Here is a 23,567-nt window from a genome sequence, read left to right on the forward strand (position 1 = left end):
GTAGGCTGGGGCAGTTATTGTTTACAGTGCGTTTTTTTGCAAAGCAGCCGCCAAATTGAAGAAACAAGAACGTGCCGATTGGGTTCGCCATCAGTTGGCCAGTCTCTATCCCGACCCGCCAATTCCCCTGGATCATCGCGACGACTTTACTTTGTTAGTGGCGGTGCTGTTAAGCGCGCAGTGTACCGATAAAAAGGTCAACGAAGTCACTCCAGAATTGTTTCGTTTGGGGCCAACGCCTGCTGCGATGCGAGATTTGGGCGAAGCAGCAATTTTAGAAATCATTCGTCCCCTTGGTTTGTCGAAACAGAAAGCCAAGCATGTCGCCAAGCTGTCCGAAATGATTGTTGACGATCACGATGGAATGGTCCCGCGAACGTTCGCAGGATTGGAGTCGTTGCCAGGTGTGGGGCACAAGACGGCCAGCGTCGTGATGTCGCAAGCGTTCGGCATACCCGCGTTTCCCGTTGATACCCACATCCACCGTTTGGCTCAGCGTTGGGGATTGTCTAGCGGCAAGAGCGTCGTGCAGACGGAACGCGACTTGAAAAAGCTGTTCCCCGAAACGTCATGGAATGAACTGCACTTGCAGATCATTTTTTACGGCCGCGAGCACTGCACCGCGAGGGCGTGCGACGGGACGAAGTGCGGGATCTGTACCGAGCTTTACCCACGCCGCGTCAAGCCAGTGGTCTGGAACAAGCCGTAGGGGAAAAGTTGCGGGGCGCACGCCAGTTTTAGGTCAGCACCATGTTGTTCCGGTGGACGACATTTTCGTAGGAACAGTACCCCAAGATGTCGTGGATTTGGTCACTGGGCTGCCCCATGATTTTGATGATGTGAGCCGAGCGATAGTTGCACAGGCCACGGGCAACTTCATTTTTGTCGGGATCCAGCAACGCAATGATGCTGCCAGCCGGGAATGTGCCGTTGACTGCCGTAACGCCAACCGCCAGCAAGCTCTTGCCATGTTTGATAAGTGCTTTGGTGGCACCGGCATCCAGTTGCAAGCTGCCCGCAATCGGCGCGGCCGCGCCGATCCATCGCCTGCGTCCACGAATCGTTTGTTTGGGCGGCAAGAAGAGTGTGCCGATGGATTCGCCGGCCATGATTTTGTCGAGCACGTCGTCATCTCGGCCAGGCGCAATGAACGTAGGATGACCGTGATGGGTCGCTAGCTTCGCGGCTCTGAGCTTGCTGGCCATACCGCCTTTGCTGCTGCTGCTAAGCTTGTCATGCGCGAAACCAAAGACTTCGTCGTCTATCATTTCGACAATATCGATACGCTTGCTGGTCGGAATGTCAGGGGGGCCGTCATACAGCCCTTCGATATCGGACAAGATGATCAGTACCGCGTCGACCAACAGACCGGCAACTTGAGAAGCCAATCGATCGTTGTCGCCGAAGGTGGTTTTCAGTTCAGCGACCGCGACGGTGTCATTTTCATTGATGATCGGGATGGACCCGAATCCGTGAATTTGAGTCAGGGCATTGCGAACGTGCAAATAGCCCGATCGTCGACGCAGGTCGGCGGCTGTTAACAGCACTTGGGCGGCATGGCGGCCATGTGCGGCCAACGACAATTCGTAGGCTTGGATCAGGTCGGCTTGACCGATTGCAGCGATCGCCTGCAGTTGCGCCAGCCCGCTTGGCCGGTGTTCAAGTCCAAGTTTGCCGAGTCCCGCGCCGACGGCGCCGCTGCTGACCAGCAGAACTTGTCGGCCCGTATCGGCAATTCGGCAAAGTCCGCGAGCGAGCACGTCAATGCGTCGCCGGTCAAGTTTGCCATCGTCTCCCGTCAGAACACGGGTGCCGACTTTTACGACCACACATTTGGCCTTCTTGATCGTTTTTTTGCGAGTTTGGTGGGACGACTTGGGGCTTGAATTCATGGCCACGACTTGGAAGATGCTCGCGAGAGTACGATTTGCGGTTTGTTTTTACGCGGATCTGCGTATTCTGGAAGACTTCAAATTGTCACGGGGAATCGACCTGCGGGGAACCCCGCTGTACAAACCCGGGACGAATGCGTCTCAGGACAGTGCCCGTCATCCAGGAAACTCCGTCGATATGAGCGAAATCCATCACGAATGTGGTGTTGCAGCCATTTATCATCTGTCCGGTCGTGGACGTAGCCCGATGTGTACCGAGGATGGCCCTCGGCAGATCAGTCGGTTATTGCCGCGAATGTTGCTGGATATCCAGAATCGTGGCCAATTGGCTGCTGGGATGACCACCTACGATCCCGATCAACCGCGACTTTTGCGAACTCGCAAGGATGTCGGAACGGTCACTGAGGTTTTTCGGCTCAATCACCGCGCCAAAGCCGAATCTTTGATGAAGTCATTGGCTGGCCGAGCCGCGATTGGCCACGTTCGTTATGCCACCTGTGGCCAAGATGATCGCAGTTACGCTCAGCCGTTCGAGCGAAAGCACATCCACAAACGGAAATGGTTCAGTTTTTGTTTCAACGGGCAGTTGTCCAACTATGGTTTGCTGAAGGAACGATTGCTTGCCGACGGTGACCATCACCTGACGCTGGATACCGATACTGAAATCATTCTTCACGAATTTGCTCGGCAAATGAGCCAGTCGCCGACGCGGATCAATTGGATTGACGTCCTGAAGCAAACCACGGCGGGTTTTGACGGCGCCTATTCGCTGGCCGTGTTGACTGCCGAAGGCGAAATGATTGTGGCTCGCGACCCGCTTGGCATCAAACCGATGTGTTACGTTCACGATGGGCCGCTGTTTGCTGCGGCCAGCGAGAGCGTGGCATTGCTAAATTTGGGATTTAGCAACGAACAAATCAAATCGTTGCCGCCGGGACACGCGATCATCATTGATCCGGAAACCGGTTTTCGAATGGAACGCTTTGCCGAAACCGAAGATCCCAAGCATTGCTTCTTTGAATGGATCTACTTTGCCAACGTCGCTAGCACGCTGGACGAGCAAAGCGTCTACCTGAGCCGAACTCGATTGGGTGAAGAACTGGCTCGGGCCGAACGCGAACTTGACCGTGTTGCCTTGGATTGCCCCGACACGATCATCGTGCCGGTTCCGGATACCAGCAAAGCCGCGGCTGACTCGATGGCGTATCAGTTGTCGATTCCTTGTCGCGAAGGCTTGATCCGTAACCGCTACGCCGGGCGGACTTTCATCGAAGGCGGGACCGCGCGGAAGGCAAAGGCCGCCACCAAATACACGCCGCTGCGTGAAGTCATGGAAGGCAAACGCATCATTTTGGTCGAAGATTCGATCGTCCGCAGCACCACCATGAACGTGTTGTTGGATCGGATTCGCGATGTGGGCGGCGCCAAAGAAATTCACGTTCGAGTGGCTTGCCCGCCAATCATCGCTCCATGTTTTTACGGCATCGACATGAGCACGATCGATCAATTGATCGCGCCGAAGTATTTTCCCAACGGAAAATTGACTGACGAAGCCCAACAGCGCTTAGCCGACGATCTTGGTGCTGATTCGCTCCGTTATTTGCCTGTCGAAGCAATCGCACGCGCGATCGGCAAGCCATCGGATCACCTATGCCAAGCATGCGTGACGGGAAAGTATCCGACTGTGTGTGGCCAGCACCTGTATCAGATTGCCCTGGACAATCGCGGTTGCAAATTGAACAACAAGCGCACGTACGAGCAACTGGCCGCTGCCCTGTCGCAGGGCTAGCGTTTCTCGCCTTCAAGACGCTCAAGGAAACGATTCTCGGGAACTGTTCAGAACTGTGCTTGGTCCACCGATTCGCAGTTTGCAATTCAATGGTGCATGTCGGGCAGTTTGTGCGACAGCAGGTGAGCGAGCGCGTTAAGTACCATTTGGTCGGCGATCGATTCGGCGGCTTGTCGTTTTAGTTTGCCTTGACAACCCGTGTGGTCATCAAGCATGGTGGACCATACCGTGGATTCTCGCGACGTTTGCATCGCAACACAGATTCGACAGACATCGGGCCTTGGCGGATTGGTCGGCAGCACCGCTAGTAACGCCAAACCGACGGCGTGACCGGGCGACTTGTTCCCTAGCGTTTCTGCTCGTTTGTACGCCGATGCAGCGGCCTGTCTTGCCGTGGCGGTCGACGCGCTGCTGTCGGCGGGTGTCGCACCGAGATAAGATTCCAACGAAGCACGCGAATACGGGATTGCCGCTTCGACGAAGTTCTTCGAGGCTCCTTGGCGACGAAAGCAATGGGATATCACGCCACTGCCGCCGCCCGTGACAACCAATGCGATTTGCCAGTCCGATTGGACAAGGCGGGCGAACAAGTCGGTTGCCCACTGGTCTGGTGACGAACTCAATGCAGATTTCCGTCTGAAATAATGAATTTTGAAATGATGATACGAAGGTTTCGACGACTGTTCCAACCAAACAACTGCAAACGGATTGCAAAATTGGTTGGCTTGGCAATTTTGATCGCTGTTATTCTGCCGCTGCAGGTCCACAGCCAGGATCAACTGGTGATGCCTGACGAGCAAGCAGTCGCGAAGGAAAAAGCCAAAACAGAAAGTCAGAAAAGCGATGTTGTGCCGGCTGATGTTAGCGTTGATCAGGTAACGGCGACAAAGATCAAAGAGTTTCAATCGCAGGTTGAAAACGCCAGCGACTTGGAACCCGAGGCACTGGCTGCGATCAAAACCATCATCAGTCAAGCGTCCGACGAACTTGCTCGTTCAAGCAAACTCGATTCGGCTGCCAAGCTGGACCGTGCCGCTGTCGAAGGTGTGCCGGCAAGGTTGGAAGCTTTGCAAAACGAAATCAATACGGCGGCTAAGGCTGGGCCAAGCCTGCCGCCTGAATCGGCGTCGCTGCAGGAACTGGAAAGCAGTTTGGCGTCGCTGTTGGTGCGGACACAGGAAGCCAAAAACCGTCTGACTAGTTTGCAAGCAGAACAATCTCGACGCGCCGATCGGCGTAAACAGATCGCGGTGCTGCAGGCTTCACACGGACAGCGAGTCGCCGAAGCCGAACAACAACTAGCGGCGGAATCACCCGCCGGTGAATCGACCTGGTCGGCCACCGCTCGAAAAATGCTGCAGGCCGCAAAGCTGCAGTCGTTAGAACTGGAACTGCCAGCCAACCAATGGGAACTTGCACGTTATGACGCTGAGCAAGCGGTCGATCTGTATGCGGTGAAAACCAAGCAAGCGATGGCTGATGTCGCTGCAGCCGAGGCTGCCGTCGCAGAACTGAGCCAGCGGATCGATCAGTCTCGCAAGAGTCAGGCCAGAAGTCAGGTCAAAGATTTGCGACGTCTGGCCGAATCGATCGATTCGCCCGAATTGGCTGCGATGGCGCTACGCAGTGCCGAATTGGCCGAAGAAAACGAAGCCGTCGTTAGCAGTATCGGGAAAGTCACGGCGCAATCCGAAGCTTCACAAATCCGATTGGATTCCCTACGCAAAACGAGCTCTCGTACTCGCGAGCGTCTCGAGCGAGTCGGTTTGAGTGGGGCGATCGGATTGGAACTACGAAAACAACTTTCGTTACTGCCGGACATTCGTGAGATTCGGCGTGATGTCTCGGCTAGACAAGAAACGATGCAGGACGTCGAACTGCGGCGACTTGACCGCGAAGACGAATTGACCGATGCGTCCCATGTGCAACTGAGTCCCGAAGCGAGTGGTCTGGAAAAACAGATTCAATCGGACCGCATCGCTGTGCTGCAATCGCTATCAAAGAATTACAACTTGTATTTTCAGCAGTTGTCGGACTTGGACTTTAACGAGCATCAACTGATCTTAGCGAGTGAATCGTATCGTTCGTTTTTGAACGAGCATGTGCTTTGGATTCGCAGCAATCCATTCTTTGGCTGGCAAGCGTTAAAAGACGCTGTTGGTGAAGCTCAGCAATTGCTGAAACCATCGTCGTGGAAAGATGTCGCAAAGTCGTTGTGGATCGATGCCTTCATGCAACCTTGGTTGTACGGTCTGGCATTGTTGGCAACGTTGCTGCTGATGCCGGCTCGGTACCGCGGGCGAACACAACTCGCCGAGTTTGGAAAGATTGCCGCGCGTCCTACTTGTACTGAGTTTTCAGTCACGATCCGGGCGGCTTTGATGACCGTTGTGATGGCCATTGCTTGGCCCGCGGTTGGGATCTTTGTCGGTTGGCGATTGGTGGATTCGCCTCACGCGGTGCCATTCTCGATCGCGTGGGGACACGCGCTCATCGCCGCTGGGGTGGTCTTGACACTTTTCAATGTGGTCAGGCACGCGTGTCGCGAAAACGGTCTCGCTGCGTCACACTTTGGATGGCCGACCCGAGTGACGCAGATGTTAAGTAGCAAGATGCGTCGATTGCGATTCTTGTTGATTCCACTGGTTCTATTGGTGGTCATGCTGCGCGAACTTGGCAGTATCGAGGGTAACGATGGCAGCAACAATTTAGAACGACTTTGCATGATTGTGTCGTTGCTGATTCTAAGCTGGACGCTGCGGCGAATTTTGAATCCCACCAATGGTGCGATGGCCGAATATCTGCGGCGCAACCCCAACGCTTGGTTCACGCGAACCAGTGGGCTGTGGTCCTGGGCCCTGATCGGATTTCCGCTCGTGATGGTGATCCTGATCATCATTGGATTCTTTTACACCGCCACCGAATTAACGTGGCGTTTTTGGCACATGATTTGGATCGCGGTCAGTCTGGTTACTGTCCGTGCGATGGTGATCCGCGCCTTGCAGGTCAATCATCGCAAGTTGGGTATTCGCAAGATGAAGGAACGGCGGGCAGCACAATTGCAAGCCGCGGCTCAGTTGCAAGCGACTGCCCAAGTCGCCGGGCAGACACTTGGCCAAGCACCGAAGCCAGTGCCGGTCGAACAGAACGTGACGGGCGAAGGGTTGTCGCTCGAGAATGAACACGATGCGCTGCGAGCCAACAGCGAGCAAGTGATCCGCATCATGCATTCAAGTCTATTGATGTCAGGATTGCTGTTGATGTGGTTCTTGTGGTCAGGGTTGTTCCCGGCCCTGGGGATTTTGAATCAAGTCGAACTTTGGAATACCGAACGCGAAGTTGTCGTGGAATCCCCAGCCGAGAACGGCGGAGTCACGCGGGTTACCGAAACCCAAGTCGAGCCAGTCACGTTGGTGAACCTGTTGGGTGCAGCCCTGATCGGGTTGATCACCTTCACGCTGGTGCGAAACGTTCCCGGCCTGATTGAAATCACAATCTTGCAACGATTGCCACTCGAGGCGTCGTTCAAATTCGCCATCGTGACGATGTGTCGATATGTGATTTTGGTGGTCGGGATGTTGTTCGCGTTTTCCGCGATCGGTGCCAATTGGTCGAAACTGCAATGGCTGGTCGCCGCGTTGACGGTCGGTCTAGGTTTTGGTCTTCAGGAGATCTTCGGCAACTTTGTTTCCGGAATCATCATCCTGTGGGAACGTCCGATTCGCATTGGAGACGTTGTTACGTTGGATGCGGTCAGCGGCACCGTCTCGCGGATCCAGATGCGTGCAACGACAATCATGGACTGGGACCGGAAAGAGTACATCGTCCCCAACAAAGACTTTGTGACTGGCCGATTGCTCAACTGGACTCGGTCGGACCAAGTCAGCCGGATCGTGATTCCGATTGGCGTGGCGTACGGATCGGATGTGCGGATGGCACTGCGGCTATTGCTGCAGGTTGCCGATGAAAATGCGAAAATACTAAAAGATCCCATCCCCGCAGCGACTTTTGATAACTTTGGCGATAGCACGCTGAATTTGACGCTTCGGTGTTTTGTGCCCAGCCTGGAAGGTCGGTTGGATACGATCAGCGATTTGAATTTGGCGATCGACGACCAGTTTGCCCAGGCTGGCATCGAAATTGCGTTTCCTCAACAAGACGTGCATATTCGCTCGGCACCGCAGTCGTTTACGTTGAAGGATCTAGCATCCGATCCATCAACCGAGCACGATTCGTAGGATGCAGCGACACATTGATACACAAATTGCTGGTGCTGTCAGATTGACGGAAAGATACACTGAGTGCCGATTGCGAGTGGCAATCGATCCGTTTTATCCTGGAAAAGTGGTCTCCCAGCATGTTGCGATTTGGCTATCAATCAGTGTTCGTGGTTGCATCAATCGTCTTGTTTCAGGTTCGGACGCTGGCACCGGTCGCAGTGGCAGCCTCACCAACTGACAGTGTCTCTGCGTCGGATCCAGGGCTTAGTGAGTTCGACCTCAGTGATCATCGCGGACGACGTTGGACGCTTGATGATTTCAACGATAAGTCATTGGTCGTGGTCGCGTTTCTTGGTGTCGAGTGTCCGCTTGCCAAACTGTATTCGATCCGCCTGAATGAGCTTGCCGATCGGTATGCCGACCGAGGCGTTGCCGTGATCGGTGTGATGAGCAATCGACAAGACTCGCTGGCCGAGATCGGGTCGTTTGCGTCCCGACAAGCTGTCGACTTTCCGTTACTCAAAGATGGTGGCAATCGTTTGGCTGATCAACTCGGAGCCGAGCGAACGCCCGAGATGTTCGTGTTTGATGCGAAGCGGCGACTGCGATATCGTGGCCGCGTTGATGATCAGTACGGTATCGGTTACGTCCGTGACGAGCCCGGGCGACGTGATTTGAAGATCGCCATCGATGAACTGTTGACCGGTCGCGATGTCTCGATCACGCGGACAGCTGCGATTGGATGCATCATCGGACGATCGAAACCGCTCGTCGAGAATCCGACGATCACCTATGGCAGCCATGTTGCCAAAATTTTGAACAAGCACTGTGTGGAGTGTCACCGTGAAGGTGAGATTTCGCCATTCTCGCTGACCGATCCCGACGAAGTCGTCGGCTGGGCTGATATGATCGCCGAGGTCGTGCGCGAAGAACGGATGCCGCCGTGGCACGCCACCGGTGAGCACGCAAGTTTTGCAAATGATCGCCGCATGTCCGATCAGGACAAACAAACTCTTTATGACTGGGCGGACTCTGGTGCTCCGCTTGGATCGTTAGAAAATTTGCCCGAGCTGCCAGCTAAAGTGGCCAAGTGGCAACTTCCACGCGAGCCCGATCATGTCTTCAACGTCAGTCCGGAACCAATCGACATCCCTGCCGAAGGTGTGATTCGTTATCAGTACTTTGCGGTCGATCCCGGATTTGAAAAGGATGTTTGGATCGAAGCCGCGGAACTGCGTCCCGGCAATCGCGAAGTGGTCCACCACATCTTGGCCTTTGCCGTCCCCAAAGGACAGCGACGAGGTTTGGATGCCGCGCGTGGATTCTTGGTGGGATACGTTCCCGGTGCGAGGCTTGAACTCGCACCCGATGGTCATGCCAAGAAAGTGCCCGCGGGAAGTGAGTTGGTGTTCCAAGTTCACTACACGCCGACCGGGTACCCGCAGACGGACCACAGCCAACTTGGCATCCTGCTAGCAGATCCAAATGAAATCACTCACGAAATCGTGACCACCAGCGCGATCAACGCATCGTTCCGTATTCCGCCTGGCGAATCGGACCACAGCGTCACGGCAGTCGGACCACCATTTCCTGAAAACGCAACCTTGCTGTCCTTTAGCCCGCACATGCACGTTCGCGGAAAGTCGTACCGATACGAATTACAAGATCTTGCTGGCAAACGCGAGCCGATCTTGGACATTCCCGCCTACGACTTCAATTGGCAAACTACCTACGTGCTCAGCGAGCCGCGTCCGTTGACGGAAAGCGGCCGGATGTATTGCGTGGCGACGTTCGACAACAGCGAAGACAATCTCAACAATCCTGATCCAACGTCCGAAGTCCGCTGGGGCGACCAGACATGGGACGAAATGATGATCGGGTACTACCACTACAGCGTTCCACTGGCGAAGGAAGCCGAACCGAAATCAAACGATTCGCTTGAAGACAAAATCCGGCGAGCGGTGGTGCTGAAAAAGTTTGACGAACTCGATACGGACGGTGACGGCAAGATCAGTCGTGATCAAACCCCAGCAAAGATTCACGAAGCTTTCGATAAACTCGACGCCAACCAAGACCGCGTACTCACTCGCCAGGAAGCTGGGCGTTAACGGCACATCGTTCATTTCAGTACCAGCGATTCGTCGCTGTACCTTTTGATCAAGTGATCAAGTCGGTCGGCAAGTACCTGGGCGGTTGGTGCTCGTCGCGCCACTGGCGGTTGCCCAAATAACTTTTGGCTTGATCGAATCGTCGGGTGAAATAGCATGCCGGCAGTTCTTGGTGACGTGGTTACGGCGGACCCCAAACATCGCGATCTTGACGTTGGCACGTTAGCTCGCAAGTCACCACGATGACGCCGTCCATGTTGGGCTCGAACGTCATCCATTGACGCATCACTGCGTCGGCTTCTTCGTTGGGCATATCCCAAAGTTTTGGAATGGTTTCGCAGAACAAAACTCCGTCCGTGATCTTCGCTTCCGCGACCCGCGTCCAAGATCTGACGCCGCCACCTTGAATCGGATTCCACGGCCAGGGGCTCCACGAAGTGCTTTGCCCTTCCGTCTGTCGATCAAGCGAAGCCTCCGCGTAATACGACTGCTGGATCAGTCGTCCAGGGTCAGACAGGTTAACCACATTGGTCGGGTGCTCGGGCCATGACAACCAAGTGATCGCAGCGTCTTTCCCACGATCAACGCCAACACGCACTCCGCCTCGGTCAATCAACAGTAAGTCATCCGCGGATGCAAAGCTCAAAAGAGCGACCGAGATCGCAAAGGGAAAAATGGGAGCGTTCATTTCGGACATCCTATCCAAAAAAATCGCCTGAGGCATGGACAAAGGAGCAGCTGAGCCAAGTGATTAACGCAGCACGTTCATTGAAAGGAACCAAATTGGAATGGTGTTCCAAGAGCCTTGTATTGGTCGGCAATTATCAGTTTTGCCTACGAGACAGGTTTGCGACGAAGAGATATTTGGGAGTTCAACATTTCCAGTGGTTTTGTTGATGGCAAAGCAGCCTTGATTCAAAGAAAGGACAGGAAAGAGCACGTTATTGAAATGGAAGCTGACACGGCGCATGCTCTTTCGGAGATTAGTTGTTTCTTAAAGGGTCGAGGCGAAAAGGATTGGGCGTATCCTCTGAAATGAGACATTAGCCAAACGCAGTTCTACTATTGGTTCGAAAAAATCAGGAAGAATTGTGGCGTCGATCCTGAAATCACAAATCGTGCTTTACAATACCTTCGAAGAACAGGAGCGACGGCAGTTGAGAAGGACGGAGGCAATGCCAAGCAGTTCTTGAATCACTCAACGTCTAGGGTGGATGTCGCAAGCTACGTGGATCCAAGACGCACTAGAAAGCCAGTGAAACCCAAACGATTAGAAATTGATCAGCAGGCTAGGCCGGGAGAGTCGTTCTAGCGCACGTAGATAAGGTGTTAGAAAAACCGCCGGTTTAACCCGTCGCTTACCCTGACCTCTTTTTAGTGAAGTGACAAAAAAATAGGCCCGCGATCCGAGGATCGCGGGCCTTCTCTACTTTAGGGAATTGAAGAACTTGCTTTACAGTTCTTCGCTGATGACTTCTCGGCTGGCGCGGGTTCCGAGTGCTCCCCAGAGTCCGTATGGGCTGGCTGATCCGGGGGCTGATACTCCGGTTCCACGTTGGGTAACCATGGCTGAGTTTTGGCTTCCGGCTTCGATCGATTCGGTGATGAACTTGACCGCTCCGTCAGCCATCAGCACATGGCATCCACCTTGGTGTCGGCTGCTAGGTGATGCAACGACTTCCTTCGCATGGTCTTGTCCGGACGGAACCAGGGTCAAGTCGCCTGGGATCCCTGACAATGACGACAACGTGCTGTGGTCGATTCCGCACAGCTCTGAGTTAGGTGGCAAAATCGTGAACACACCCGAGAAGATCGGTGAAAAGTCGGCCCAGCGGTAGCCACGGCCGAATCCCGTGCCACCAAGGGTCACGCCGGTCTCTTGCCAAAACTGTGGGCGAAGCGGGTTGACAAACTGTTCGCAAAGCGCTGGATTGTTGTAGACGGTGGGGCCGTCGTTGTTCGTTGCAATTCGAGTTGCAATGCTTCGATCGCCAATGTCCGACATCAATTCACCCGCCATGATCGTGTTGGCAAGGCCATCGAGGATGTCGCGGAATGCTCGCGTTTGCTTGGCGGTGAAAACTCCTCGTCCCGACGCGCGAATCTCTTGGGCGAAGTTGCCGTTGGGGATCACCCATGCGGTTTTGCCACCAAAGGTCGAACAGTTGATCGAGTCACCCAAGCATGCGCCATAGTTTGTTCGTCCTAAAGCTGGCAAGCCATCGCCGGGGTCACTTGGGCAGCGGAAACCTGGGATAGTAGTGGCCCAAGGTCCGTAGGTGCCGACGTTGGGGGTTGGTCCCATCGCAACCCAAGGTGTGGCTCGGATGGTTCCGTCGGCGTTGTAACCGTTTGGATTGACAATCTGTTCCCAAATCGCTTGTTGCTCGATGAATGGTGTCAAAGCAACCAGGAAACTTAACCGCTCGAGGTTCTTGTTGTTGTTGTTATTCCAAAACTGCGTTCCTGCACCAACGACGACGCGTTGTCCGGTACCGGTTCCATGCTGGGGAACCTGCTTGTAGGCCGAATGGTAGTTATGGATCGCTAGGCCGATCTGTTTAAAGTTGTTGCTGCAGCTCATACGACGCGCTGCCTCGCGAGCTGCTTGGACGGCCGGCAGCAACAAGCCAACCAATACGCCAATGATCGCGATCACAACAAGCAGCTCGACAAGGGTAAAGCCGTGTCGACTTCGTTCCGAAGATTTCATTATCTATTCCAGAGAGTAACGTTTCGAACGCGAATACATTCAAAACAAAAAAACTTACAGTTGACCAGCAACACTGCCGGCCTGAATTGTTCACTTAAAGCTCAAATTAGTTGACACATCCATTCATTCAACCTCAACAAATTCAACCTTGGTCGCAGGGTTACCTTCATCAACAAGTACGCGGATGTGATCGTTGCCGGTTGATGCGTGCAGGGTGAAATGCAACTCTCGTCCGTTCTCGCTGATGCGCAGGATGTCGGCTGGCACGCGTCCGCTATCAGTCGCGATGTGTTCCAGTCGGCGCAATCTAAATTGTGAGAAATCGATTCCTGGCAACCCGAAGATGCCATCCGTCTCTCGAAGCTGTTTGGGAGATGCGGCCAGCCCTAAGATTTCATGTTGGAAAGTAATGCTTCCTGTCAACGATACAGGTGTTTCATTGTCTGTTTCGTCGGGTTGGAAGATCAACAAGTAGCTGTTGACGACGCGTCCCTTACCAACCTTGTGGCGTTGCTTCTGGGTCACCGGCCAAGACTGGCCGGCGCCCAACAGATCAACCTTTAACTTTTGTTTGATGCGGTAGCTTAGTCGTTCGGCAACCAGAAACAGCTTGTGATCGTCAGCTAAAAACTGGAGTGATTGGTTTCGGCCTGGCGGTACAAATTCAATCAAACCAGAAACGTCATTGATTCCAGCTGTCAACGGCCAAATGTCTTGATAGGCTTCCGGGACATATGGGATTTGTTTCAGCTGATCGCCCTCTCCCTCGGACGTAAAAGCCGTCCCCATACCAAACGTTCTCACGCCAGCCTGGTCGGAATCGCCGTCAAGGCTGGCTGCTACTTTTCCATCAAAAACAGCGACATCGACGTGCCCGTCAGATGCCATCGTCAAACCAAACGCGGTTCCGAGGTCACGCACGTGCACATCGCCTGCGCGAATCGTGAGATCGCTGTGGTGGTTAGGCAATCGTGTGGTCAATCGACCCGAGGAAAAATCGATTGTTACTGGATCATCGATCGAAAATTCAGCCGGCCCGCCAATCGAAACAATCGCTCCACCGGCCATCCGAAAACGCGTGGCACCCGACAGCAATTGATATCGCTGCTTATATACCAGTCGGTCACGAACGTTAGGCGAACTACCATCGGACCACTTCGCTTGGCTTACATAAGTAATGATGGAGCCTGTTGAATCGTCCCGCTTCACGTTGCCTTGAAGCGATTCTGGTTGCGGCGATTCGAAGGCAGTAGTCGCGTCGAGTCGCAGAGTCTGGGCCATCTTGTTTCGATTTGCCAGAGTTGCAAACGTCAACATCGCGATAACTGCCGCTGCAATGGCTGCGATGGTGATCCAAACCCGTGAGGTTCGACGCCAAGCCAAAGGCTCGAGTTCACGATCTGTACCTACAGGTGCAGTCCGTTGCACGACGCTATGCCCGCGACTGTCGTTGTCGTCCGGTTTCTGCAGCACCTCATTGCGAAACAATTCGATCATGGCGCCCGTTTGACGCTGCACGCGGATGAACCATTCCAACTTTTCAGGGTCTTCACGCATCTCGGTTTCGAACTCGTTCAATTGCCCGTCGTCCAAACTACCATCTTGGTAGGCTGCAATTTTCCACTCGAAATCGGACGCTTCACGTTCGTTCATCGCGTTTCCGTTCCCAACTTTTGCGAGATGCAATCGCCCAATATCCGATGGATACGAGCAATCGCTTGGTAGGCCGATTCTACTTTTTGGCCCATCAACTCAGCCACTTCTCGGCCAGGACGATTTTCGAAGTAGCGAAGTTTGACGATGCGTTGACTACGCGGAGTCAGTGTCGCCAGGCAATCTCGGAGCGAATCCATCAGTTTTTCGCGATGAGGGTCGCCGGCCTGGTCCCAGTTCTTCTCGATCAACCCAAGCATGTCTTCGGACAATCCAACATATTGACCTTCGCGTGCGCGGATCACGTCGATCGCACGATTACGGGCGCTCACGCGAAACCACATCGACAGGTGATCGCGAGTCTCGAAATTGTGCTGTTGGCTAACGGCTTTGACGCACACTTCTTGGAAGACGTCTTCAGCCAAATGAAAGTTTCTCGTTACCGAATAGATATACGAAGTCAACGCCAGGCGATTCTGGAGCAAGTGTTCGGTGATCGTTCGTATTGTCAGCATGAAAATTCCTCGTAAAAGACATACGATGGCAAGACCGATCTCTCGACATGAAAAATGTTGAAAACCAGGCAGAAACTTCTGCTGGTTTTTAACGCGGGCTGGCGGGCCGTTGTCGGCGGTTTTTGGGCCGTCAAGGCTCCTTTCCAGAGCAGGGATGCTCAACCAGAAAGGCCGTCCGCCGATTGAAAAAACTGCCCGCAAACCGATTGCTTGTCGCGTTTATCGTTGCTCTCTGGTTCGGGCCGTCGCGGAACGGAACAGCCAACCGGGAGAGATCGCCGTGGTGACGGCATCCACCTGCGCCCTGCCTCGGATTCCGGAGGGACGTTTTTCTAAGTGTTTTGAATGAGCTTTTTCAGTTTTCGGACTCGTGATTCAAGATGATGCTATGAGCGATCGGAAGGCGAGCCCGCCCCGCATTTTGCAAATGCGGATTCTGGCCGGTTTCGCATTATGCTAAGTGGCGACGTCAGCAACGCGGACGCTCCGCCTAGTGAGTCGGCGATGACACCATTTTTTCACCCGGGTGTTCTGACCATGCCGCATTTTTCAACCGAGCAGATTCGCCAACGGTTACGATGGTAATAGACCCGATTCAAAAAACGATGCAGCGATTCTTCCAAAATGATGAACGAACGCACGTACGAACAGTCGCAGGACTCTAGCTATACAAAGCTTGTGCTCGATTCGTTGCTGCCGAATTCGGAAGTGGAGTCCGATGATGAGTTGCTCGACCCGACCCAATCAATATCGCTCTCGTCGGTCGCAGGTGAAGATGATCCGGGCCTTCAATTTTCGGATCGATATCAAGTTTCCAAGCTTCTGGGTGCGGGCGGTTATGGTCGCGTGTTCAAGGCGTTTGATCAACAACTTCAGCGCCATGTCGCGATTAAGGTTCCGCACCGACACCGAATTACTTCCACGGCTCAGTTGGATCGCTATTTGGAAGAGGCCCGGACGCTCGCCAAGTTAGACCATCCTGCCATCGTTTCGGTTTATGACGTCTTAAGCACAGCGGACTCATTGCCATGCATTGTGTCGGCTTATATCGACGGTACTAGCTTGGCCGAAAGGATGCGTTCGGAACGATTGACGATTCGGCATGCGCTAACGATATTGTCGACGATTGCGGGCGCACTCAGTTTTGTGCATTCAAAAGGCATCGTGCACCGTGACATCAAACCGGGCAACATTCTACTTTCGAAACTTGACCAGCCATTCTTGGCTGACTTCGGTTTGGCCCTCCGTGATGAGTCGGCCGTTTCTTCAAAAGTTCGCGTAGGAACGCCAGCGTACATGAGCCCGGAACAGGCTCGCGGCGAAAATCACTTGGTCGATGGTCGCAGCGATATCTTTTCGCTAGGCGTCGTTTTGTACCAGTTGCTGACCGGAAAAAGACCATTCACCGGAAGCGATCGCGAATCATTGATCGAAAACTTGCTTTACCGTGAACCTCGCCCGCCACGTCAATTATTCAGCTCGATTCCACGTGATCTGGAACGGATTTGTTTGAAGGCGCTCGCCAAGCGAGCCTCGGATCGGTACAGCACTTCCGCCGATCTTATGGAAGACGTCGAGCACTTTTTAGGTGCTTGTTCGGATCAGACGGTTGATGAAGATACACGAATCGACACGGGTTCAACTTTGCCGTCGAAATCCGAGGCCGGGATGGTGCCTCGCGGATTGCGGTCCTACGGACGTCACGATGCTGATTTTTTTCACCGGCTGATCCCTGGCCCGTGCGATCGTGAATGGGTGCCAGAGAGTCTGAGGTTCTGGGAACGTCGTGTCGCCGGCCGCGATGAAATCGAGCCACCTCGTATCGGCGTCCTGTACGGACCGTCGGGGTGTGGCAAGTCATCGTTTGTCAAAGCTGGTTTGTTGCCGCTGCTTGACCAGAACGTGGAAACCGTTTTCGTGGAAGCCACCCGTGACGAAACGGAGCTCAGGCTGCTGCGCGGGGTCCGTCGACTGCGTCCCAACCTGACTTTAGATGCGACTCTTACCGATGCACTTGCCGACACACGTCGTCGTCGCGAAGCATCGGCCGGTCCAAAACTGCTTTTGGTAATCGATCAATTTGAACAATGGTTGCACGGTCGTGCTGAGGAAGATGATCGTGACCTCGTCAATGCGCTGCGGCAATGCGACGGACATACGGTGCAGTGTTTGCTATTGGTGCGAGACGATTTTTGGTTGGCGCTTTCTCGTTTCATGGCAACGCTTGAAGTCCCGCTGCGGCAAAATCATAACGCGGCACTGGTTGATTTGTTTGGCACCTCGCACGCGAGAAATGTTTTAGCCGAGTTTGGTGTCGCCTACGGACGGTTGCCGGCTAGCCATGAAGATAGAACGGACGAGCAAAACCGCTTTCTGGATCGAGCGATCGACGGATTGTCACAAACTGGCAAGGTGTTTCCGGTTCGCCTTGCCTTGTTTGTCGAGATGGTCAAAACGCAGCCTTGGGAGATTCAGACCATCGAGCGGCTTGGCGGCGTTGAAGGAATCGGACTACAATTCTTAGAAGAATCGTTCAGCAGCGATCTGGCCCCTGCAGCACAACGCACTCATGAGCCCGCCGTGCGAAAAGTACTGCGGACGTTGTTGCCTGAACCGAATGTTGACATCAAAGGGAAGATGCAATCCGAGCAGACTTTGTTGGAAGCGTCTGGGTATCAAGGACAGCTCAGTCTGTTCGATGAAATGATCTGCATCCTGGACAAAGAACTGCGTTTGATCACGCCTACCGATCCGGCAGGCACCACCAGCGGCGATGAAAGCATCAGCCAGTCCAGCGACGGCATCGCTTACTATCAATTAACGCACGACTTTTTGGTTCCCGCCATTGAGCGCTGGATCACAAAAGGACAGCGAGAAACCCATCGTGGCCGCGCTGAACTTCGACTCGCCGAATACGTGGCGATGTGGAAGGTCAAGCCGATTTCTAAGTACCTGCCGTCCTGGTTCGACTGGGCAGCGATCCGAGTTTTGTCATCGCCGGATCGGTGGAATGGGATTGAGAAAAAAATGATGCGGTCCGCCACGAGGCTCCATCTGATTCGCAGCCTTTGGGTTGCTGGCACGATGATCAGCGTTGCGCTGCTTGGCTGGGGGATTCAGAATCGCTCGCACGCGATTGCCGCTGTCAATCAGCTGCAAACGGTTCGCACTGATCAAGTTTCCGAGGTTTTGAAAGTGATCCGCGATCAAGGCTCGTTTGCCACTGGTCCACTGCGCCACTCTCTCGAAAAGGTCGAAATCAACAGTCGCGATGAAATTGTCAATCGACTGGGACTGCTGCAAACCAGTGAGAATCAGCGTCGACCGCTATTGAAGCGAGTGGTCGACTTGGATTTGCCAATGGTCATGGTGGTTGGTGAGCAGTTGGGCCGTTTGTCGCGAAAAGAAGTGGAACCGCTTGTCGCTCTTTTGAAAGATAGTGACCAACTTCCATCGCGCCGTTTACGTGCGGCGATTATGCTGGGGTTTCCGACCGAAGAAGACGCTTCGTCCTTGGTTTCGATGTCTGCGAGTGACGCGGAAACGATCGTGAGTGAATTGTTGCATCACGCGATGGTCGTGCCCCAAGACAACAGCCATTTGATCTCGGGGCTCAAGCCGTTCCGTGATGAACTATTGCTTCCATTATCAGAGCGAATTGTTCAGCCCGACGACACGCCGGTCCGCTCGCTCGCAACTTCACTCGCAACCCAATTCTATGCCAACTCACCGGCCGACTTGCTGAGTTTGTTTCTGCCTGCATCGTTTGAGCAACAGGAAACAATGCTTTTGGCGTTGGAGAACCAGTGGGCTTTGGTGAACGATCAAATCCGCGAAATCGTCTTCACGGAAATCGATGTCAACTTGCCCGATCCGGCGTACGATCTGCTGGCGAGACGTCGTGGTGTCGCTGCGGCGCTGCTGCATCGCCTCGGTCAAGCCGAATCGACTTGGCCACTATTGCGTCATACTGATCGTCCTCACGTGCGTGCGTATTTGATCAATCGCATCGGTCCGCTCGGCGGAGACTTTGATGTTTTGTTGACCCGATTTTCGCGAGAACCGGATGCTTCAGTTCGTCGCGCGATTGTATTGGCGATGGGAGGTTTCGCGTGGTCTGAAATTTCTAAACCTTCTCAATCGCAAGCCTTGCTCGTTATCAAGGATGCGTTCAAAAATGACCCGGATCCTGGCACTCACTCTGCCACACAGTGGCTGTTGAAACGCTGGCAGCAGATGGACTGGCTCGACAAGGAAATCGATCGGCAGTCAAAGCTAGGTATGGACCCGCGGAAGAATTGGTTCGTCAATGGTGAAGGACAAACGATGGTAATCTTGGATGCACGTGACGATCCAGATATTGGTCGAGTCTTTGCGATCGGAACCGGCGAAGTTACGGTCGACCAGTTCCGGCGATTTCAGCCTGAACAATATTATTATCAACACCGATCGCCAACTGGTGATTGTCCGATGGGGATGGTTGATTGGTACGACTGTGCTCGATACACGCGGTGGTTAAGCGAGCAATTGGGCGACGACGGCGCTGATGGTTACGCTGCAGATTTGTCCGCCGCTTCGGACGACCAATCGTACGACGGCGTTCTTGAGGGAAATTCGTATCGGTTGCCGACTGCTGCTGAATGGCGTTTCGCCTGCGCCGCGTTAACGAAGTCTCGTCGGTACTTTGGTTATTCGGACGCGTTAGCGGATGATTACTATTGGTACTACGAGACATCCGTGAACGATGAAAAAGAGAATCGCTATTTTCCCGCCGCGACGAAGATGCCAAACGACTTTGGAATGTTCAGCATGTACGACGGAGTCCGGGAATGGTGTCACTCTCAAAAAGGCATTCGCCGACAAGTGCTCGGACTTTCCAGTACCGCCAATCGAGAGGATGCCGACACGATGCTAAATGATCCGCTTCATAAGTTGCCATCGGATCTGCCGCAAGCTTCCAACGGTTTGTACGGGCTTCGAGTTGCAAAGACGATCAGCAGATAGCAGTCTGTCCGCCCATTGGTTATCGGGCCCTCGTTGCCACCTGCTTGTAGCTCGAAATGACTCGTTGTGTGACTAGCCTAAGCGTATGATGGTGGCATCAACGTTTTCATATCAACTTCAGCAACTCACCAAGCCCGTTTCTGCTTTGGCCATGATGATTCCTGCAAATTCGCGTTCCTGCCTGCATTGCTTTTTCGTCGTCATTTCGGTTTTTTGGCCAAGCGATGCGAGTGCGATTGAGCCAAAGCATGATTTTACGCACCCAGGGATTGCTCACAGCCGAGCAGAAATCGAATTTGTCAAAGGAAAGCTCGCGTCGTCGGAACAGCCATGGGCTTCCGCGTGGCAGCGACTAACGGAATCCAGCTATGCGAGTCTTGATTGGAAACCCGAGCCGCGCGCCCATGTCGAACGCGGGCCAAGCAACAATCCCAACATCGGGTCATCCGAGTTTACTCAGGATGGTACCGCGGCCTACACGTTGGCGCTGCGTTGGGCACTTTCGGGTGACGAACGCTACGCGCAAAAGTCAGCCGAAGTCATCGGTGCTTGGTCAACAACGTTGAAGTCCATTTCCAATCATGACGCACGTTTGTTGATCGGCATGGACGGACAAAAGTACTGTAACGCCGCCGAACTTCTCAAACACACATGGGATGGTTGGCCCGAGGAACAACAGGCTCAGTTCCGATCGATGGCACGTGAAGTCTGGTATCCGGTGATCAAGGATTTCTATCCGTCAGCCAACGGCAATTGGGATGCATCGATGCTGCAGACGATGATCGCGATGGGAATCTTCTTAGATGATCGCGAAATGTTTGACCGCGCCGTTCGCTATTTTCTCAAAGGCGAAGGCAACGGCGCGATCACGAACTATTTCAATGAGTTCGGCGAGTGTCAGGAGTCCGGACGCGATCAGGCGCATACGCAGATGGGACTCGAGTTCCTGGCCAACACCTGCGAATTCGCATGGGCACAGGGTGTTGATCTTTACGCTGCGGATGACAACCGGTTGCTGTTGGGGTTCGAGTACACCGCCAAGTACAACTTGGGGTTCGACGTGCCGTACGAACCGTTCGTCAGTTTCGAGCGGCGATATCACTACAAGAGTATCTCGGATAACGGACGCGGTTCGCTGCGGTCAATGTACGAGAAGGTTTACAACCACTATCACAATCGCAAAGGGCTGGTTGCCGAATTCACTGAGCAAGCGGCGATGAAGAATCGCGAGCGAGTGTTCCAAGAACAGGGTCGCGGTCGCGAAAGTCGGGAGACCGACTCGCGAAATTCTGAACAGCGAAATTCTGAACAGCGAGATTCTGAACAGCAAGGACCCGAGCGGCGCAGGCGAAGTGGCGGCCGAAGTCGTGGTCAAGGATCCTTGTACTGGGACACCCTGATGTTCGCGAACCAGCCTGCGTCTTTCGCGGATGAACAATAACGCTGAGCCGAAGCACCGTTGGTTCCCAGTAATCTCGCGGTGCTAGCGACGCTGAACCAACCGCTGAACAATCGAATGCCAAGGTCAAAAAAAGCCTGGTGCCACGCCGGGCACCAGGCTTTTCGGATAAATACCCCCGGCGGGATTCGAACCTGCGACCTGCTCGTTAGGAATGAGCTGCTCTATCCAGCTGAGCTACGGGGGCGTTGGGGAAAGTTTGAAGGGTGATGGGTGAAGTTTGAAGGGGCGGTTCGGTTATTTTGCTCGGGCTGCCAGCGCGGTGCGAACGGTCTTGGCGACTTGCTCGGCCAGTTTTGCGGATCCTTCGGGGGTGTAGTGGACGTCGGCTTTCTTTTGCAAGTTCGCGTTGGCGACTGCGATTTCGTACATCGGGTCGATTTCGATGCCACCGACTTCCGCCATTACCTTGGCGGCGACTTCGTTGTAACGCTTGGAATCACCAGGGACGCGGCCTCGGGCACCCTCGGGCACGGGCGTGGTTTCTCGCCAAATCACGGTGGCGCCGGTCGCTTTTAAACGTTTGGCAATCTTTCGCAGGTTCTCGGCGTAATCGTCAATCGAGACTTGCGGGGCACTGGTTTTGGCGGCCGGATCGGCCAAGTTTTTGCCTTGGGGGCCCATGTATTTCAGGTCGTGCAGTCCGAAATTGAAGTGGATCACGTCCCATTTCGTGTCACCGATCCATGCGTCGAGTGATTTCAAGCCGGTTGTTGTTGGTCCACAATTGGTGGCGGGTCGCCAAACGTTGGCTTCTCCGGCAAGCTGTTTACGGGCGTCGAGCATGTAGCCGATGGAAATCGAGTCGCCGATCAGCAACACGTTGGGAAGGCTTTCGTTAACTTCGGGCGGCAAAAATTGAGGCTGTACCTTTTTGGCTGGCGCTTTTTTTGTCACCTGAGCCTCGGTGGGGCTGGCGAGCCACATCGTCAGGAAGGCTGCCGCGAACACGTGAACTGCGACGCTTTTTCGATTGAACTTCATCTTTATTTCCGCCTGGTTGCATGACTGAAAAAACACTCCGAGCAACCTATCGTATTCTGGACGCGTCGTCGAATCGAGCCTTAGAAGGTTTGCGGACGATGGAAGAGTGGGCTCGGTTCGCCAATGACGACCACGAGATGTCGGCCGAGCTAAAGTCGATTCGCCACTGCGTTGCCAATGCGGTCGGTCGGTTACCACGTTCAACGATGTTGGCCGCTCGTGATACGCCGGGTGACGTAGGAACCGAAATCACTGTACCGACCGAAATGATGAGGTCATCGGTGGCATCAGTCGTTGCCGCCGCGGCCGCTCGAACGGCACAGTCACTGCGAGTGATCGAAGAGTACGGCAAAACCATTGATGGGCAGTTGGCGTCCGAGATCGAACGAGCGAGGTACCGGACCTACACCGTCGCGGCGCTGTTAGAGTTGTCGTTGCCTGCTGACGATCGGCAACGACGGTTGGCAGCGTCGTCGCTGTATGTGTTGGTAGATGCGGGTGTCGACGAGGCCGCGTTTTCAGAGTCGGTACGAGGCCTGTACCAGAGCGGCGTGGACGTGTTGCAACTCAGAGATCGCAGCGCCAGCGATCGAACGTTGTTGCAACGCTCGGCAGTCGCAGCTTTAATCGCTCGCCAGTGCGGTGGCTTGTTCATTGTCAACGATCGGGCGGATTTGGCGTTTGCGTCGGATGCTGATGGCGTGCACGTCGGGCAAGAAGAGTTGCCGGTGGCGGACGCAAGGCGAATCTTGGGGCCGGACAAGCTAATTGGCCTATCGACTCATTCGATCGATCAGGCTCGCGACGCGGTCGCCGACGGAGCCGACTACATCGGTTGCGGTCCGGTGTTTGCGGGACGGACGAAGACGTTTGATCGTTACGTTGGGCCAGCGTTTCTGCAGCAAGTTTCGGCGGAAATCGAGTTGCCCGCGTTTGCAATTGGAGGCATCGATTTGACGAACTTGGACCAGGTCACTGGCGCGGGCATTCACCGTGTGGCGGTGACCGGGGCGGTGAGGGACGCGGATGATCCGGCCGAAGCGGTGGCAGAGTTGAAACGCCGGCTGGGGAAACCGGTGACGAAATGACTGCGGCTTTTCGTCGGTCTCTGCGAATCTTAAGGTAGTGCAGGTCTTAAAGCAGGCCAGGTTTGTCGGGGTTGTGATCTGATACTTTGTTGGGACGATTCCTAGCTGGCAAAACTTTGGCTTCCAAAACTCTGAACGACGA

General features: G+C 54.2%; 14 protein-coding genes and 1 tRNA gene. 7 read left to right on the forward strand and 8 right to left on the reverse strand.

The genetic code is table 11. The features are described 5' to 3' along the window. Window positions 1–55 precede the first annotated feature (55 nt). A complete protein-coding gene (gene nth / locus Poly59_RS05260; RefSeq protein ID WP_146532958.1) occupies window positions 56–709 on the forward strand; it encodes an endonuclease III in 654 nt (217 codons plus the stop codon). Window positions 710–737: 28 nt separating this feature from the next. On the opposite strand, the gene proB is transcribed toward nth, so the two are convergent. Next, entirely contained in the window at window positions 738–1,892 is a 1,155-nt protein-coding gene (proB, locus tag Poly59_RS05265; RefSeq protein ID WP_146532959.1) for a glutamate 5-kinase, read from the reverse strand. Window positions 1,893–2,070: 178 nt separating this feature from the next. Between proB and Poly59_RS05270 the strand changes: the two genes are divergently transcribed. Further along, complete coding sequence (locus tag Poly59_RS05270; protein ID WP_146533271.1) at window positions 2,071–3,681, forward strand: amidophosphoribosyltransferase; 1,611 nt, start codon at window positions 2,071–2,073, stop codon at window positions 3,679–3,681. 86 nt (window positions 3,682–3,767) lie between these two features. Here the strand turns inward: Poly59_RS05270 and Poly59_RS05275 are convergent, their stop codons facing one another. Further along, window positions 3,768–4,304 carry a hypothetical protein gene (locus tag Poly59_RS05275; RefSeq protein WP_146532960.1) on the reverse strand — a complete coding sequence of 179 codons (537 nt, stop codon included), beginning with the start codon at window positions 4,302–4,304 and terminating at the stop codon, window positions 3,768–3,770. 33 nt (window positions 4,305–4,337) lie between these two features. On the opposite strand from Poly59_RS05275, the gene Poly59_RS05280 reads away from it, so the two are divergent. Together Poly59_RS05280 and Poly59_RS05285 are read left to right on the forward strand one after the other, a co-directional pair. After that, window positions 4,338–7,919, forward strand: coding sequence for a mechanosensitive ion channel domain-containing protein (locus Poly59_RS05280; protein WP_186776028.1), 3,582 nt, complete (start codon window positions 4,338–4,340; stop codon window positions 7,917–7,919). Window positions 7,920–8,038: 119 nt separating this feature from the next. Further along, entirely contained in the window at window positions 8,039–10,009 is a 1,971-nt protein-coding gene (locus Poly59_RS05285; protein ID WP_146532962.1) for a redoxin family protein, read from the forward strand. A gap of 181 nt (window positions 10,010–10,190) precedes the next feature. Here Poly59_RS05285 and Poly59_RS05290 read toward each other — a convergent pair whose 3' ends face one another. The 4 genes from Poly59_RS05290 to Poly59_RS05305 form a co-directional block, all read right to left on the reverse strand. Beyond that, window positions 10,191–10,697, reverse strand: a complete 507-nt coding sequence (locus Poly59_RS05290; RefSeq protein ID WP_146532963.1) for a hypothetical protein — start codon at window positions 10,695–10,697, stop codon at window positions 10,191–10,193. A 765-nt stretch (window positions 10,698–11,462) separates the two neighbouring features. Further along, window positions 11,463–12,722 carry a DUF1559 domain-containing protein gene (locus tag Poly59_RS05295; protein WP_146532964.1) on the reverse strand — a complete coding sequence of 420 codons (1,260 nt, stop codon included), beginning with the start codon at window positions 12,720–12,722 and terminating at the stop codon, window positions 11,463–11,465. A 123-nt stretch (window positions 12,723–12,845) separates the two neighbouring features. Next, a complete protein-coding gene (locus Poly59_RS05300; protein ID WP_146532965.1) occupies window positions 12,846–14,375 on the reverse strand; it encodes a FecR domain-containing protein in 1,530 nt (509 codons plus the stop codon). Continuing rightward, window positions 14,372–14,890, reverse strand: a complete 519-nt coding sequence (locus tag Poly59_RS05305) for an RNA polymerase sigma factor (RefSeq protein ID WP_146532966.1) — start codon at window positions 14,888–14,890, stop codon at window positions 14,372–14,374. The genes Poly59_RS05300 and Poly59_RS05305 overlap by 4 nt, the downstream gene beginning before the upstream one ends. A 624-nt stretch (window positions 14,891–15,514) precedes the next feature. Here Poly59_RS05305 and Poly59_RS05310 point away from each other — a divergent pair. Continuing rightward, entirely contained in the window at window positions 15,515–19,894 is a 4,380-nt protein-coding gene (locus Poly59_RS05310) for a bifunctional serine/threonine-protein kinase/formylglycine-generating enzyme family protein (RefSeq protein WP_146532967.1), read from the forward strand. Window positions 19,895–20,045: 151 nt separating this feature from the next. Then, window positions 20,046–21,335, forward strand: a complete 1,290-nt coding sequence (locus tag Poly59_RS05315) for an alginate lyase family protein (protein ID WP_146532968.1) — start codon at window positions 20,046–20,048, stop codon at window positions 21,333–21,335. A gap of 131 nt (window positions 21,336–21,466) precedes the next feature. On the opposite strand, the gene Poly59_RS05320 is transcribed toward Poly59_RS05315, so the two are convergent. Both Poly59_RS05320 and Poly59_RS05325 read right to left on the reverse strand, forming a co-directional pair. Continuing rightward, a tRNA-Arg gene (locus Poly59_RS05320) sits at window positions 21,467–21,540 on the reverse strand. 50 nt (window positions 21,541–21,590) lie between these two features. Further along, window positions 21,591–22,337, reverse strand: a complete 747-nt coding sequence (locus tag Poly59_RS05325) for an SGNH/GDSL hydrolase family protein (protein WP_146532969.1) — start codon at window positions 22,335–22,337, stop codon at window positions 21,591–21,593. A 20-nt stretch (window positions 22,338–22,357) separates the two neighbouring features. Here Poly59_RS05325 and Poly59_RS05330 point away from each other — a divergent pair, with 20 nt between their 5' ends. Then, the gene (locus Poly59_RS05330; protein ID WP_146532970.1) at window positions 22,358–23,425 is read left to right on the forward strand and encodes a thiamine phosphate synthase; all 1,068 of its coding nucleotides are present in this window, start codon (window positions 22,358–22,360) and stop codon (window positions 23,423–23,425) included. Window positions 23,426–23,567 lie beyond the last annotated feature (142 nt).

The organism is Rubripirellula reticaptiva, assembly GCF_007860175.1.
Lineage (GTDB): Bacteria > Planctomycetota > Planctomycetia > Pirellulales > Pirellulaceae > Rubripirellula > Rubripirellula reticaptiva.

Excerpts from the sequence above, each read along its gene's own strand:
- proB (WP_146532959.1), bottom strand. The coding sequence starts at position 1,892 with ATGAATTCAAGCCCCAAGTCGTCCCACCAAACTCGCAAAAAAACGATC.
- Poly59_RS05270 (WP_146533271.1), top strand. The coding sequence starts at position 2,071 with ATGAGCGAAATCCATCACGAATGTGGTGTTGCAGCCATTTATCATCTG.
- Poly59_RS05280 (WP_186776028.1), top strand. The coding sequence starts at position 4,338 with ATGATGATACGAAGGTTTCGACGACTGTTCCAACCAAACAACTGCAAA.
- Poly59_RS05285 (WP_146532962.1), top strand. The coding sequence starts at position 8,039 with ATGTTGCGATTTGGCTATCAATCAGTGTTCGTGGTTGCATCAATCGTC.
- Poly59_RS05290 (WP_146532963.1), bottom strand. The coding sequence starts at position 10,697 with ATGAACGCTCCCATTTTTCCCTTTGCGATCTCGGTCGCTCTTTTGAGC.
- Poly59_RS05295 (WP_146532964.1), bottom strand. The coding sequence starts at position 12,722 with ATGAAATCTTCGGAACGAAGTCGACACGGCTTTACCCTTGTCGAGCTG.
- Poly59_RS05300 (WP_146532965.1), bottom strand. The coding sequence starts at position 14,375 with ATGAACGAACGTGAAGCGTCCGATTTCGAGTGGAAAATTGCAGCCTAC.
- Poly59_RS05305 (WP_146532966.1), bottom strand. The coding sequence starts at position 14,890 with ATGCTGACAATACGAACGATCACCGAACACTTGCTCCAGAATCGCCTG.
- Poly59_RS05310 (WP_146532967.1), top strand. The coding sequence starts at position 15,515 with ATGATGAACGAACGCACGTACGAACAGTCGCAGGACTCTAGCTATACA.
- Poly59_RS05315 (WP_146532968.1), top strand. The coding sequence starts at position 20,046 with ATGATGATTCCTGCAAATTCGCGTTCCTGCCTGCATTGCTTTTTCGTC.
- Poly59_RS05325 (WP_146532969.1), bottom strand. The coding sequence starts at position 22,337 with ATGAAGTTCAATCGAAAAAGCGTCGCAGTTCACGTGTTCGCGGCAGCC.
- Poly59_RS05330 (WP_146532970.1), top strand. The coding sequence starts at position 22,358 with ATGACTGAAAAAACACTCCGAGCAACCTATCGTATTCTGGACGCGTCG.